This window comes from Pontibacter qinzhouensis (assembly GCF_008017455.1).
Taxonomy (GTDB): Bacteria; Bacteroidota; Bacteroidia; order Cytophagales; family Hymenobacteraceae; genus Pontibacter; species Pontibacter qinzhouensis.
In genome coordinates this window covers 1-13,647 of the sequence record NZ_VRTY01000132.1, presented here as the reverse complement: position 1 = coordinate 13,647, position 13,647 = coordinate 1, and the positions used below count along the sequence as shown (strand labels likewise).

10 protein-coding genes are annotated in these 13,647 nt (G+C 47.8%); 4 read left to right on the top strand and 6 right to left on the bottom strand.

What is annotated here, in order from left to right; translation table 11 throughout:
* On the top strand, positions 1–277 hold a 277-nt coding region (locus tag FVR03_RS22015), incomplete at its 5' end, for an META domain-containing protein (protein ID WP_147923937.1).
* Between the two features lie 531 nt (positions 278–808).
* Here the strand turns inward: FVR03_RS22015 and FVR03_RS22010 are convergent.
* Positions 809–1,240: a hypothetical protein gene (locus FVR03_RS22010; RefSeq protein WP_147923936.1), complete on the bottom strand. Its 432-nt coding sequence runs from the start codon at positions 1,238–1,240 to the stop codon at positions 809–811.
* 214 nt (positions 1,241–1,454) lie between these two features.
* Between FVR03_RS22010 and FVR03_RS22005 the strand changes: the two genes are divergently transcribed.
* Positions 1,455–1,853: a hypothetical protein gene (locus FVR03_RS22005; RefSeq protein ID WP_147923935.1), complete on the top strand. Its 399-nt coding sequence runs from the start codon at positions 1,455–1,457 to the stop codon at positions 1,851–1,853.
* Between the two features lie 83 nt (positions 1,854–1,936).
* Here the strand turns inward: FVR03_RS22005 and FVR03_RS22000 are convergent, their stop codons facing one another.
* The 5 genes from FVR03_RS22000 to FVR03_RS21980 form a co-directional block, all read right to left on the bottom strand.
* Positions 1,937–5,122: an efflux RND transporter permease subunit gene (locus FVR03_RS22000; protein WP_147923934.1), complete on the bottom strand. Its 3,186-nt coding sequence runs from the start codon at positions 5,120–5,122 to the stop codon at positions 1,937–1,939.
* 163 nt (positions 5,123–5,285) lie between these two features.
* On the bottom strand, positions 5,286–6,338 hold the full coding sequence (locus FVR03_RS21995; RefSeq protein WP_147923933.1) for an efflux RND transporter periplasmic adaptor subunit: 1,053 nt from the start codon (positions 6,336–6,338) through the stop codon (positions 5,286–5,288).
* A 21-nt stretch (positions 6,339–6,359) separates the two neighbouring features.
* On the bottom strand, positions 6,360–7,712 hold the full coding sequence (locus tag FVR03_RS21990) for a TolC family protein (RefSeq protein ID WP_255474356.1): 1,353 nt from the start codon (positions 7,710–7,712) through the stop codon (positions 6,360–6,362).
* Between the two features lie 70 nt (positions 7,713–7,782).
* Positions 7,783–8,241: a GbsR/MarR family transcriptional regulator gene (locus FVR03_RS21985; protein ID WP_147923932.1), complete on the bottom strand. Its 459-nt coding sequence runs from the start codon at positions 8,239–8,241 to the stop codon at positions 7,783–7,785.
* A 440-nt stretch (positions 8,242–8,681) separates the two neighbouring features.
* A complete protein-coding gene (locus FVR03_RS21980) occupies positions 8,682–10,331 on the bottom strand; it encodes a M28 family peptidase (protein WP_147923931.1) in 1,650 nt (549 codons plus the stop codon).
* 381 nt (positions 10,332–10,712) lie between these two features.
* Between FVR03_RS21980 and FVR03_RS21975 the strand changes: the two genes are divergently transcribed.
* Positions 10,713–11,870 (top strand): MFS transporter, encoded by a 1,158-nt coding sequence (locus tag FVR03_RS21975; RefSeq protein WP_147923930.1) that lies wholly within the window; start codon positions 10,713–10,715, stop codon positions 11,868–11,870.
* 493 nt (positions 11,871–12,363) lie between these two features.
* A partial coding sequence (locus FVR03_RS21970; RefSeq protein WP_255474355.1) for a trehalase family glycosidase occupies positions 12,364–13,647 on the top strand: 1,284 nt, incomplete at its 3' end.

The window sequence follows — 13,647 nt, the reverse complement described above, 5'->3', positions numbered from 1 at the left end:
CAAAGTAAAAGGCTTTGCAGGCTGTAATAATTTTTTCGGGACATATACGCTTAAAAATGACCGGTTGGCGTTGGAAAGATTGGGTTCTACCAGAATGGCCTGCCCGGATATGGAAGTAGAGAATTACCTGATGAAGGTGTTCGGAACCGTAACATCCTATAAAATAGCAGGCGATTTGCTGACGCTCTACAGCAAAAACACAGCTGTTGCCATATTTAGGGCAGGCTTTGAGCAACCCGCCCAGGACAACCAGCCATTGCCGGAACAACAGCCTTAAAACCTGAATTATTCTAACTCAAGTTGTGAGGTAGTAGCTAATTGATAAATGGCCCTTCGTTTGTTCCCCCTTTTGTCATCCTCTTAGGATCTTGTGGGAAAGAAGCATAGGCAATAGCGATAGGTTTGTCAGTCTAAGTTCGTAGAGTACCTTGTTTAGCTGTGATAGCGGCATGAAGTTATTTCATTGCCTGCTTTCTTGTTCTTTTTGTCTTGATACAAAAAGAACAAGCAAGATGCTCCAACATTGAGGGCCCCTTCCCCATAGCCGTCAGGCAAAGCGTTTTCTCTTTGTAGATGTCAGCCGCAATAAGTTAAAAGAAGCAGTTACCGCACAACTCAAATTATTCAAATGAAAATTGCCTCCAGAAGGATTTTTGTTAGGATAGTGCCAAGGGTCTGCGCGTTCTTTTTTTTGCCTGCACTTAGAGAACTGCTCTTTATCTCATTTTAAATTATTCAAATGAAATTGGCCTTCCGAGGGTTTTTCACCTTATTTTATCCAAGGGTTTGGCTACTTAGATAAGCTCCTTTAACTGGTTTTTAAAAGCAGTTCGTTAAATTTTTCGAGCAGGGCAATGTATTTTCGTTGCAGCACAATCAGCTCTGCCTCGCATTCCTGAACCGATCGGGTAGGAGCAACTTCTCGTGGAGGTGGTGGCGTTTCAGTTTCTGGTTGCGCTGGGGCTGGGCTTCCATCAAAAGAAAGCTCCAGGTTAATGGGGGCAGTTAAGGGCAGGTTCTCTGCATTCTCTTTCTTTAGTTTGCGGCTCAGGTGCGGAAAATCCTCCGAAAAATCGTAATGAATAACTTCACCGATTTTCAGAATAAGGCTATAGGGGATGCTGGTTTCCTTAAACTTGTTGTAAAGGGTTCTTCTGCTTAACCCGATCCTGTCGGCTACCACACCTACTGCTATGCCACTTTTTTTGATGGCTTCTTTTACTATCTCACCTCTGTGCATAAATGCCCTGCTGCTATGCCTTAATTTGTTTAACCTGTGTTCTGATGCAAAAATACTTTAATAGGGGCGGTTTGCACAACTAGTTCTAAACATTTCGGCAATGAAATTAGAAGAGCCCAGCGTTAGCATGATCTTTGGCTGCGGTTGGTAGGCTTACATGTGGCAGCGGAATAGTTTTACCCGTATAAGAACCTACACGTAAACAACTGAACCAATGTCAAAAACGATAGTACCGATCCTGCTCTTTATACTGCTGGGGTATGCGGGTTTCGCGCAGACCATGCAAGGCACACCTGTTCCGGCTCCGCAAGACACCCTGCAGCACCAAAGCGAAAATATTGATCAATGGAAACGGGATCTGCTGGGGCAATATGCCGAAACAGAACGCCTGACAGCCAACACCATTCGGCCTGCTTACATACACCTGGTAGAAACTGCCCGCACAAAGCGCAGCAACTGGAACAAAACCGACTGGGAACACGCCAAAGCAGTACTAAAAGACCTGAACGACCGTAAATCTGCGTTAGGCAGCAGCATCAGTAAAGCGGAAAACAACCGAATCAGTGCTTTGCAAGAAGATTTCAGTTCGTTGCAAAGCGACGTGGAAATGTAGGTTAAACCGTATTTCTGCATAAAAAAAGAGCAGCCACATTGCGGCTGCTCTTTTTAACTATATACTTAACTTAATCACAATTCTTAAGGATGAAACGCGTGTGCCATTTTCTTCTCTTCCAGCTCCGCCGTCTCATGCTCCAGCTCTTCCAAGGTTTTATCTACCAGCTCAATTTTCGTGCTCTTGTCCATACCGAATTTTGCCAGTATTCTGTCGAAGATGTAGTAGATAATTGGCACTACAATCAGGGTCAGGAACATGGAGCTGGTAAGGCCACCGATCAAAGCCCAGGCAAGGCCGTTTTTCCATTCTGCACCAGGGCCGCTTGCTAAGGCAATTGGCAACATACCAATCACCATGGCCAGCGTCGTCATCAGAATCGGGCGGAAGCGGATACGGATGGCTTCTACTAATGCCTCTTTTACATGCACGCCTTCTGCTTTCAGGTTGTTCGTAAAGTCTACTACCAGAATGGCGTTTTTCGCTACCAGACCAATCAGCATAATAATACCCAGAATAGAGAAGATGCTGAGTGAGGAGCCAGACATAGCCAGGGCCAGCAAGGCACCTATAATGGCCAGCGGAATAGAGAACAACACCACCAGCGGGTACACATAGCTATCGTACAGGGCCACCATAATCAGGTACACGAACACGATGGAGGCAAGCAGGGCCAGACCAAGCGATCCGAAACCTTCCGACTGGTTTTTAATGTCACCACCGTAAGTTACCGTTACATCTCTTGGCAGTTCCATGGCAGCAATTTTCTCCTGAATTTCAGCACCTACCGAACCGGTTGGGCGGCCTACTGCCTGCGAGCTTATGGTAACAGAAGCTACCCGGTCCTGCCGCTCCAGCTTAGACGGGCCAGATGACTGCCTGATATCGGCAAACTGGCTCAGGCGCACCAACTGACCTTTGTTGTTCACAAACGAGAGGTTACCGATGTCGGTGGTGTTTTTCCTGTCGAAGTTATCGAGCCTGATGTTGATGTCGTACTCGTTGTCCTTTGAGCGGAATTTGGAGTTGTTATCGCCGTTAAAAGCAGTCTGCATACCAGCACCTACCTGCTCCAGCGACAGTCCCAGGCTTGCCATTTTATCGCGGTCTACCGATACGGCTACTTCAGGATTTCCTTCTTCCACCGATTTTTTAACTTCCGCAGTTCCCTGCACCTGCTCTACTTCGGCTAGTACCTTGTCGGCAACGGCCATAATCGAGTTTACATCGCCTCCAGATAATATTATCTGGATAGGAGCCTGGTTACCACCGCCTACCATACTTACCGGAATGGCTGTGAACTTAACACCAGGTATGGTTTCTTCTAACTCAATTTTTAATTGCCGCGAGAAGGCGCTTGTCGTAAAGGCTCTTTCTTTGGCATCTACAAGGCTAATGTTGATCTCAGACAAATAAGCTGTGTTCTGACCAGCCTGTGCCGATGAAGAAGTACCCACGGTGGTAAAAACTTTGGTTACCTCCGGATACTTGTCTAAATACTGCTCTACCTGCCGTGTTGCAAAGTTGGTTTGTTCTACAGTGGCGCTCTTTGGCAACTCCAGCTCCATAATAAACTCTCCACGGTCGCCGGCACTAACGAATTCGCTACCAATAAAGCCGGTAGGAACCAGGGCAACAGAACCAACAAACATGGCCAGCGTTGCCAGCATCACAATTAACTTGTGATTAAAAGCCCACTTCAGAGCAGAAGCAAACCCTTCGATTACATTGTCGAGAAATCGCTCGAAGGCTAAGATAAATCTACCGAACATGTTTTTGTCGGAAAGGTGCTCCAGTCTGGAGAAGCGGCTAGCCAATAGCGGAATCAGTGTAAAGGCCACAAATAAGCTCAACATAGTAGAGGCAGCCACAACAATAGAGAACTGGCGCAGAATATCAGATACCAGACCTGTAGACATGGCAATTGGCACGAACACCACCACAATTACAAGTGTAATGGAGGTAACAGTAGCACTAATCTCCCGGATACCATCGTAGGCAGCCTGTGCAGGCTTTTTACCCATTTCCATGTGCCGGTGAATGTTTTCTATAACCACAATGGCATCATCCACAAGAATACCAACCACCAGCGATAGTCCCAGCAACGTCATCAGGTTAAGCGAGTAACCCAGCAGGCCCATCACAATAAAGGTAGCTATTAGCGAAGCCGGAATAGAGATCATGACAATAATGGCGTTGCGAATAGAGTGCAGGAAAAGCAGCATCACTACTGCTACCAGCCCAATCGCCAGAAATAAGTCGTGAATTACGGCATCAGCAGCCTCGAGAGTAAATTCTGAGCTGTCTTTGGCAATAACAAAGGTCAGGTCTTCGGCAGCATAGGTCTGCTCCAGCTCTGCCAGTGCTTTGCGTGTAAGCTCACTAACTTCCACGGCATTGGCATCCGATTGTTTCTGAATAGAGAGACCAATAGAGGCCGTTGAATTAACGCGGGTAATAACTTCGGTGTCTTTCTGCGCGTCCTGTACTTCAGCCACATCAGACAGGCGTACGGCACCAGCCGCGGCATCCTGCTTCAGCACCAGGTTGCGGAGCTGGTCCAGGTTTTCGTACTTACCGGCCAGTCGGATCAGGGTCTGCCCTTCATCGCTCTTAATTTTACCTGTCGGGAAGTCGAGGTTCGAGAATGCTATTTTCTGCTGCACCTGCGATATGGAAAGGCCATAGGCTTCGAGTTTAGCGGCGTTTATGTTTACCTTAATCTCTCTTTCCTGTCCACCCAGTACCTTTACCTGCGCCACACCGGGTATGCGCGAGAGCTCTGGCTTCAGTTTGTTGTCTATCAGGTCGTAAAATTCGGTGGCAGACATTTTAGCAGTGGCACCTAGCTGTATAATCGGCAAATCGTCGAAGTCGAATTTGCCCAGTGCCGGTGCATCAGCATCGTCTGGCAGGTTGCTCAGAATGGCGTTGATTTTACGCTGCGCATCCTGCAGGCTTAGGTCCACGTCTGTTCCCTGCTTCAGCTGCACCACTATAATAGAGAAGCTTTCCTGCGAGGTACCTTTCATTTCTTCCACATTCTCCAGCGAGGAGAGGGCATCTTCAATTTCTTTGGTAACGGAGTTCTCTACCTCGCTAGGCGATGCGCCCGGATAGATAGTAGTTACCGTTAGCACCGGCGGACTGAATTTGGGGAGTAATTCGTAGTTCAGCGAGAAGTAACTTGCCAACCCCAGAATGGTCAGGGCCGCAAAGATTACGACCACAATAGTGGATCGCTGTATGGATATTTTTGTGATGTTCATATTTTCAGACACAAGATTTTAGACACAAGACATAAGACTTCCTTCTCGTGCAATTTTACTTATACTAGTTTTGATTTTAGAATAAGAATCAGAAGGTGCGTTGTAGATAACAGCAGGAGCTCGCATCTCATTCATAATTTCTAATTTTGAATTAACCGAAGCCTTAAAGCACTGATACCTTAGTGCCTTCTTTCAGGTTGATCTGGCCGCTGCGCACAATCTTTTCGCCATCGGTGAGGCCACTGGTAATTTCTACTTTGTCGTTGGCTACAGTTCCAATAGTAACAGGCTTCAGGTAGGCACGCTGGTCTTTCACCACAAATACCTTCGGATCCTGGAGGCTGGTGGCAATGGCTTCACGATCTATCAGCAGGGCATCGCGGGTGTCGTTAACCTCGAAAGAGGCTGTGCCATACATGCCGGCTTTTACGGCGTTCTGGTTTGTGTTTTTAACTTCAATCTCGATGTCGTAACGCAGCGACTGGTCGGCATTAGCTCCTATGGCTGTTACGGTGCCCTCAAAAGAGTCTTGTGGGTTTACGTCGGCTTTAACAGTGGCTTTAGAACCTTTCCGGATCAGCAGTACTTCCCGCTCCGATACTTTGGCTTTCAGTTTCAGCTTGTCTACATTCACGATGTCGAACAATTTGGTGCCGCCTCCTAAAATTGAGCCAGTCTCGATGTAGAGTTCGTTTATAACACCACTGATCGGAGCTTTTATTTTAGATTTTTCGAGCTGATGACGAGCCTGAATCAGTTGGGCTTTGGCGTTCTCGTGGCCAAGTCTCACTTCTTCCAGCTGACGTTTTGTAATAGCGTCGCCTTCTGCCAGGTTCACGAAGCGTTCCAGGTCGCGTTTGGTTTTCTCGAAATTGGCTTCGGCCGTAATTACATTGGCGCGCAGCACATTGTCCTCTACCTGGGCCAGCACTTCGCCGGCTCTCACGGTTTCGCCTTTGCGTTTGTTCAGGCGTACCACCTGCCCCTGTGTTTCAGAGAGCATGGTAAGACTCTGGTCAGGAGAGAAATTCCCGTTAACAGCAAAAGAGCGATCTATCTTACTTGTTTTAGCCTCCGTCATTACAACCGGAATAGCCTCGCTGGTGCGAGAGGCGATGGCAGCAGTCTCGGCCATCTCTTTTTTGTTATTGGCAAGCGTAAAAGCAACAGCACCAAAAATTACAAGTGCTAGCGCGATATAAATAAACTTTTTCATGATGGAGTTATTTGAAAGATCTTAGTTGGTTAGTGTATTTATTTCTCCGGCAGCTTTCAGGTAGCTGAGCTGCGCCAGCTTGTATTTAAGTACTTCGTTGTTTAAATTGGTTTTAGCCTCACGCAAGCTAAGTTCTGCTTCCAGCAAATCTGTCAGCGGCGATATGCCTTCTTTGTAGAGATTGTTGGTGGTGTCGTACACCTCCTGCGCCAGCGTTACGTTGCCCTCCTGCGCCTGAATGGCGTTAGAACTGTTCTGTAGCTGGTTTATGGCGTTCTCCAGGGTTACCACCACGTTCTTAGAAAGCTTTTTCCTGTCTTCTTCCAAAGATTTCATGGTCATTTCGGTTTGTCTTACCTGTGCCTGCTTCTTCATGCCATCAAAAATCGGGATGTTGAGCTGCACACCAACCACTGCGGTATTAAACCAGGGCTGGGTGCCATCGAAAAAGTTGAACTCGCGGCGCATGGCATTGTACAGGTAGCTGCCTGTTAGCTGCAGCGAAGGGTAATATCCGGCTTTGATGTTCTGTAGCTGCAGGCTCGTGAGGTCTTTCTGCTTATCGAGGAGTTGCAGTTGCACCTGGTTTTGCAGGGCCATGTCGGCTGTTGCCACCGATACGCCGTCTGCTGTCAGCATAATCTGGGTGTCTACTAATTCAATAGGCTCCTCCAGGGGCATGCCCATAAAAAATTTGAGCAGGTTGGTTTGCTGTTCTACTGCCGAGGTAAGGCTCTGCTTCTGCGTTTCGAGGTTGGTCTTGTTTACCTTAATGCGGTTCACGTCTACCTTCTTCACCAGGTCGTTCTGGTACTGGAGCGTCATTATTTTCTCCAGCTGCTCCAGCCGGCTCAGGTTGGCATCTATGGTGTTGAACTGCTCTTTCGTCTGCAGAATCTGGAAATAGGCCGAGCTTACGTTGTAAATCACATCTTCCTCCGTCATGGTTTTGCGCAGGCGGTACAGGTCTTCTGTCGATTTGGCCGCTTTCAGGCCCACGAAATATGATTTGTTAAACAGCAGCTGCGATACCTGAACACCTGCCTGCGCATTGTATTTGGTACCAAACTGCACGGCAATCATTTCGTCTGGCTTGCCTTCGAACACATTTGGTATCACCTGAACGGGTATGGCCGGGTAAATATCTAATTTGCCGAATCCGTTTACTTGGGGCAGCCCATTGCTTTTGGCTTCCTGAATCATGTATTTGGCGCTAAGCTCCTCATAAGAGGCTTTTTGAATGTCCTCGTTGTGGTCCAGGGCATAATTTATAGCCTCCTGCAGTTGCAGTTGCTTTGCCTCAGGCTGTTGCTGGGCAAAACCTGGCTTTAGGAGCAGTAGCGCTAGACTTACGGTTAAGAATTTTTTAATCACTTCTTTAATTTTTGATTGTTCTTAATTATTTGGTTAGTTCAGAAAAAAAAGAACTATGTAAGGAAAAAAATTAGGAGCGGCTAGCTTCCCATTTTTCAACTAGTTTAGGTAGTTCCGTATTTACATAATCCATAAAATCGATAAGTTCTTCCAGTTGGGCATCACAATTTCCGGATTCTTTTCTGGCTTCCAGTATTTCACGAAATAAATTACTGAGACTAGTTAAATGGCTGATTTTTCGGGCAAGGCCTTCGCGCCAGTTCACTACCTTAATCCGGAAATACCGTTTTCTGTCGCCGGAGAAGGTGGTGTAATCTATCATGTCTGTTTGAATAAGCAGATTGATAGCATTACTTGTCGCACTTTTGCTGATTCCCAGAATTTCCGTAATTTCGTCGAAAGTCAACTCTCTTTTGTCAGATACGAAGAGCAGGCCCATAACACGAGCAGCAGCAGGTTGTAAGCCCGACTGCTCATGAAAAATGCCGATTTTCTCGACTAGTCCCTTTTGTTTCTCAGTTAGTGCCATTGTTGTTGCTTTGTTCATGTAGTAAGAACATGACAAAAGTAGTGTTTAGTTTCGTTAGTTCATAATTTTGTGAACTAAAATTTTAGATTTTTTTCTTCCCCCTTCCAAAGCACGCTTTTAGCTTTAAAATTTGTTTGTTTTCTACTGAAGGTGGTGCTCTATTTTCTGCAACAGCAATAAGCAGGCACTTCAGAAGTAAAGCTTCCCGGTTCATACCTTCTGTGTTTCAGAACCTGCATTGGCTGTAAAAAAATAATTCTTGTTAGATGACATGCACTCCTGAGACGCAGCCCAAGTAGGCTTTGAAGTAATCAACTACTGGTATAAGTGTGGGGTAACCCTTGGCGAGATTCTACTAAATTTTCTTCTGAAGGCCGTTTTTGTTTAAATAATTTGAGTTGGGCTAATATAATACGGGGTACCTAATTTCTGCCTACGCTCTACTTCCTCCCGAAACGCTCCCCGAAGAAATCCCCTGTGTTCCAGGTTGGTCTTTGTGGATTCTGCGCCACCTGGTAGCCTATCAGAAAGTTGAGCTGCACGTAGGTCTTGCCTGCTTCAAAATCGAAAATACCGTTTATGTCGTCTTGCGGTTTGTGGTAATACTTGGCACGCCACTCCTGCACCAACACATGCAGGTTGTTCTGGCCATCGGGGGTTTTGTTGCCATATTTAATGTGCAATGCCGGTATGCCCTGTACTACAAAGCTGTACTGGTCGCTCCTGATAAAGCGGTTCTGCTCCGGCTCCGGGTCTTCTTCCACAGCTAATTTCAGATAGGCACTGGCCTGTGCCACCGGCTCCTGCAGCGAGGAATGAATCGCACCCAGTGGCACCACCGAGAGCAGCGGCGCAATTATGGTCGGCATGTCGGTATTGATGTTGGCTACAATCTGGTCTTTCGGTACGGTCGGGAATTTGGCGAAGTAGGCTGATCCCAACAACCCCATTTCCTCGGCTGTTACCATCACAATCAAGACGGAGCGTTTCGGTTTGTGCTTTTGCTTGAGTCTGCTATACACTTGTGCAATTTCGAGCAGGCTTGCTACCCCGGAGGCGTTGTCGTGGGCACCGTTATAAATAGAGTCTCCGTTTACAGGCGTGCTGATACCCATGTGGTCGAGGTGAGCACTATGCACCACGTACTCCTGGCGAAGCTCCAGGTCAGTACCCGGAATGCGGCCAATTACATTGTAGCTGTCGAAATCGGTGTGGGAGGAGCTGTACTCAAAGGCCATGGTGGCGGGGAGTGTAGCCGAAGCCGTAATACCGCTTCGCAACGAAACTGCTGCCACAGTGGCATCGAGTTTAGCTGGTTTGAGTAGCCGCTGCAGGGTGCTGTGGCTAATGTAAGCCAGCACCTTGATCTGGTCGGAAACGAATGTTCTTGAAAATGCCACTTTACCATCGGCCTGCATCACACTGTTTACACCTCGCTGCAGGTTAGGCAGTATGCTGTTTGGGTTCGATGAACTTACTATTACACCCACGGCCCCGTGATCGGCTGCGGTTTGCAGAATGGTCATGAGGTCGGTGCTGTAAGATGAAACTGTAGATGGGAAGTTGGCAGGAGCACCCCGTAGCACCACTACCATTTTGCCGGTAACATCGAGGTTGGCGTAATCGTCGTAGCCCAGGTCGGGGGCACTGATGCCGAAGCCAGCGAAAACGAGCGGAGCTTCAACGGCTGCCTGCTGCTGCTCCGGGTGCGGGTACACTATAAAGTCTCTGCCTGTTGTTAAGGTTTCGGCGGCACCTTCGGCTTGTATCAGGCTGGCAAGCGCTGTGTCGGTGGTGGAGCGGCGTAAACGCACCTGCTGCAGATAGGTGTTGTTCTCGCCGGCTGGTTCTACGTTCAGGGCTTTAAACTTCTCTATAACATAGTCAACAGCGAGTTGGTAGCCTTCGGTTCCGGGCAGTCGGCCCTGCAGGCGGTCGTCGGCCAGGTAGGCGATGTGGCTTTTAATAGCATCGGCCTTCGTTTTCTGAAGCGACTTATGTACGTTTCGGGGTACCTCCAGCGTCTGCGCGCGCGTGCTGCTCAGCTGCAAAAGGAACAGGAGGGAGAGCAACAGGATACATGACTTCATTTGATGTAGTGTTGGGGTGGATAAGCGTTAGGGTTATGTACGGCAAAAGTAGGCAGATTAGCTGAATTTTGAAGTTGGCCCAGCCCTTCATGTTCTATAAAATTTAGTTTCTCGTAATCAGGTGCAGTCTGTATTAAGCAGTGGTGCCAGCAGCAAAAGCACAGGCTAACGGCAATTATTATTTGCGGAAAATAAACCATCCAAAAACCTGCTCTAAACCAATTATTTAAATAAAACCGGGCTTCCGAAGAAATTTTAAGTAAAGTACAGCAAGGGTTAATTCAATAATTAATCGTTTAAACATCTGATTTTCTCCGGTAAGTTTAATAATTTTGCGTTCCCAGACAGGCTGCCGTTGTAGCCTCCGAAGAAGACGATTTCATGCTTTCAAATATATCAACAACTACTTACTCAAGAAGCACTTACCGGAAGGCGGTGGGCGCTTTGTTTTTTCTGCAGGGCATCTGCTTTGCCAGCTGGGGGTCGCGTATTCCTACTATTCAGCAGAATTTAGGTTTATCGGAAACGCAGCTGGGTATGGTGCTTTTTGCCTTGCCGGTGGGGCAGATGCTGTCGTTGCCTTTTACAGGCTGGCTCATCTCAAAAATCGGTAGCTACCGCATTGTGTTAGGATCGGCGGCGCTTTATGCAGCTGTATTGGTAGTGGTGGGGGCCGCTCCAACTTTGTGGCTGCTGGTGCTGGCGCTGTTCTTTTTTGGTATACTGGCTAATATGGTGAACATTGCCGTGAACACGCAGGCAGTGGGAGTGGAGTCGCTGTACGATAAGCCTATTATGGCTTCTTTTCATGGCTTGTGGAGTTTGGCCGGTTTTACGGGTGCAGCTGTGGGAGCGTATATGATCGGGAACGGCATTGTGCCTTTGCAGCACTTTTTAATAGTAATGGTGGTGACCATGGCTGGCATTGCGCTTAGTTCTAAGTTTGCGCTGAAGCAGGATGTGAACGTAGACCCAGACCAGCCCATATTTGTGAAGCCCGACAAATCGCTGATCAGCCTGGGGTTGCTGGCCTTCTGCTCCCTTATCTGCGAAGGCGCCATGTTCGACTGGAGCGGGGTATACTTTAAAAAAGTAGTGATGGCCGAAAAAGCCTGGATCGGGGCCGGCTACACAGCTTTTATGTGCACCATGGCCTCCGGACGCTTTATGGCAGACAGAGTGGCCAGCCGGATCGGGTTACGTAAAATCTTGCAGGCCAGCGGTATACTTATTGCGCTGGGCCTGTTAATAGCCGTTGTGTTCCCTTACCTGTGGTCGTCTATTCTGGGCTTCCTGCTGGTGGGTTTCGGTGTGTCGTCGGTGGTGCCGCTGGTATACAGTGCCGCCGGAAAATCGAAAGTTATGTCGCCGGGTATGGCGTTGGCGGCTGTGTCTACTATCGGGTTTCTGGGGTTTCTTCTGGGTCCGCCGGTCATCGGGCTGGTAGCGGGGGCAAGTAGCCTGCGGCTTTCGTTTACCATTATTGCAGTTATGGGCCTTTGTGTTACCATAGTTGCCACGCGCACCAAGTCGTTGTAGCCTCTCCTTTACCTTATAATGCCATGACAAGCAGTGTAGCCAATGCTTAAAGTAGATTTTACCCTTGACTCAAAAACGCGTTTTTTCTTTCGGAAGGGCTTTTCTATTAGAAAAATTGGATTTAGTTGCTGCTTTTTGTTTGTTTAATTGCTAACCTGCTTAATCATTAATTGAAAGAAATTTTAGTTGAGTGCATGAGAGGGTGAGTGAATGATAAAAATTAACTCATAACTAACAAAAGGCCTAACGTCTAAAATCTATAAAAGTCTTCGGAAGGCCATTTTCATTACAATAATTTACTGGTTGGTAATTCTCTGCTTTAAATGATTGTCAGGAAGCTGCTCATCGGCCTGAAATAAATCATCAGCTTTATCTCTGAGTCGGCAGTTGCGTAGGCTTACTACACGGTTACTATGGTGTTCACGATGCTGGTAGCTATAACTTAAAAGCAGGCAATCTGCCACTGCTCCTTAAAAAACCTCCTAATATCCCTATGAAAAAAATGCATCCCGACCAAAAAGCTCCTTTAAAGCACTTTTTTCAGATTTTGCTATTGTTGCTATTGCTCGGCAACTTTTTGCCGCTGCAGGCGCAGTACCGCCCCGACGAAGATTTGGGAGAGTTGTTTGAGGCAGTGCAACTATTACCTGTTTTCCCTGATTCTAAAACCTTTGTAGACTGTGTTCCACGTATGGCTCCGGCTGCCATTGTGCAGGTGTACCAGAAAGAGCGAACCAAACCAAACTTCGACCTAAAGGCTTTTGTGCAACGGTATTTTGAGATGCCACCTACGCCTGCCACCAATTTTAGCTCCGATACCAGCTTAGCCGTTGCCGACCACATCGAGAAACTCTGGCCTGTGCTTACGAGGCAACCTGGCACAGATGGCGGCTCTTTGCTGCCTTTGCCGTACCCATATATTGTGCCTGGTGGCCGCTTCCGCGAAATTTATTACTGGGACAGCTATTTTACCATGCTGGGTTTGCAGGCAAGCGGAAAAACAGAGCTCATTCAGCACATGGTCGATAATTTTACGCACCTCATTAATACCACCGGCCATATACCAAATGGTAACCGCAGTTATTACGTTACCCGGTCGCAGCCACCATTTTATGCCTTAATGCTGCGTGTGCTGGCCCAGCAAAAGGGGCGGCAGGTGCTCAGGCAGTATGCCCCCGCACTCCTGAAAGAATACCAGTACTGGATGGAAGGTGCCAACACCTTAACTGCGGCTAACCCTGCTCACAGGCGGGTGGTGCGGCTGCCAGATGGCAGCATCCTGAACCGCTACTGGGACGATAAGCCTGCTCCACGCCCCGAAGCTTATAAAGAAGATGTTATGCTGGCCAAAGGTGCCTCTAATCGCTCGCCCGAAGATGTTTACCTGAACCTGAAAGCTGCGGCAGAATCTGGCTGGGACTTCAGCAGCCGCTGGTTTGCCGATGGCGAAAACCTGGCTACCATCCAGACCACTCAGCTTGTTCCGGTAGACCTGAATGCGCTGCTCTACCACATGGAGCTAACCCTGGCCGACATGGCTGGCCTGGAAGGTAAGGGACAGCAGAAGCGCCTGTTCAGGCAAAAAGCCAATGCCCGTAAAAAGGCCCTCTTAGCCTATTGCTGGAATCCGGCCGAAGCCTTTTTCTTTGATTACAATTTTGTAAAAGGCAGCACAACAGACATTCCGGTGTTAGCTGCTGTTTTTCCGCTTTACTTTTGCATGGCTACAAAAAAGCAGGCTGCTGCTGTTGCCACCCGCCTGCAAGCCGATTTCGTA

Excerpts from the sequence above, each read along its gene's own strand:
- FVR03_RS21975 (WP_147923930.1), top strand. The coding sequence starts at position 10,713 with ATGCTTTCAAATATATCAACAACTACTTACTCAAGAAGCACTTACCGG.
- FVR03_RS22000 (WP_147923934.1), bottom strand. The coding sequence starts at position 5,122 with ATGAACATCACAAAAATATCCATACAGCGATCCACTATTGTGGTCGTA.
- FVR03_RS22010 (WP_147923936.1), bottom strand. The coding sequence starts at position 1,240 with ATGCACAGAGGTGAGATAGTAAAAGAAGCCATCAAAAAAAGTGGCATA.
- FVR03_RS22005 (WP_147923935.1), top strand. The coding sequence starts at position 1,455 with ATGTCAAAAACGATAGTACCGATCCTGCTCTTTATACTGCTGGGGTAT.
- FVR03_RS21985 (WP_147923932.1), bottom strand. The coding sequence starts at position 8,241 with ATGGCACTAACTGAGAAACAAAAGGGACTAGTCGAGAAAATCGGCATT.
- FVR03_RS21995 (WP_147923933.1), bottom strand. The coding sequence starts at position 6,338 with ATGAAAAAGTTTATTTATATCGCGCTAGCACTTGTAATTTTTGGTGCT.
- FVR03_RS21980 (WP_147923931.1), bottom strand. The coding sequence starts at position 10,331 with ATGAAGTCATGTATCCTGTTGCTCTCCCTCCTGTTCCTTTTGCAGCTG.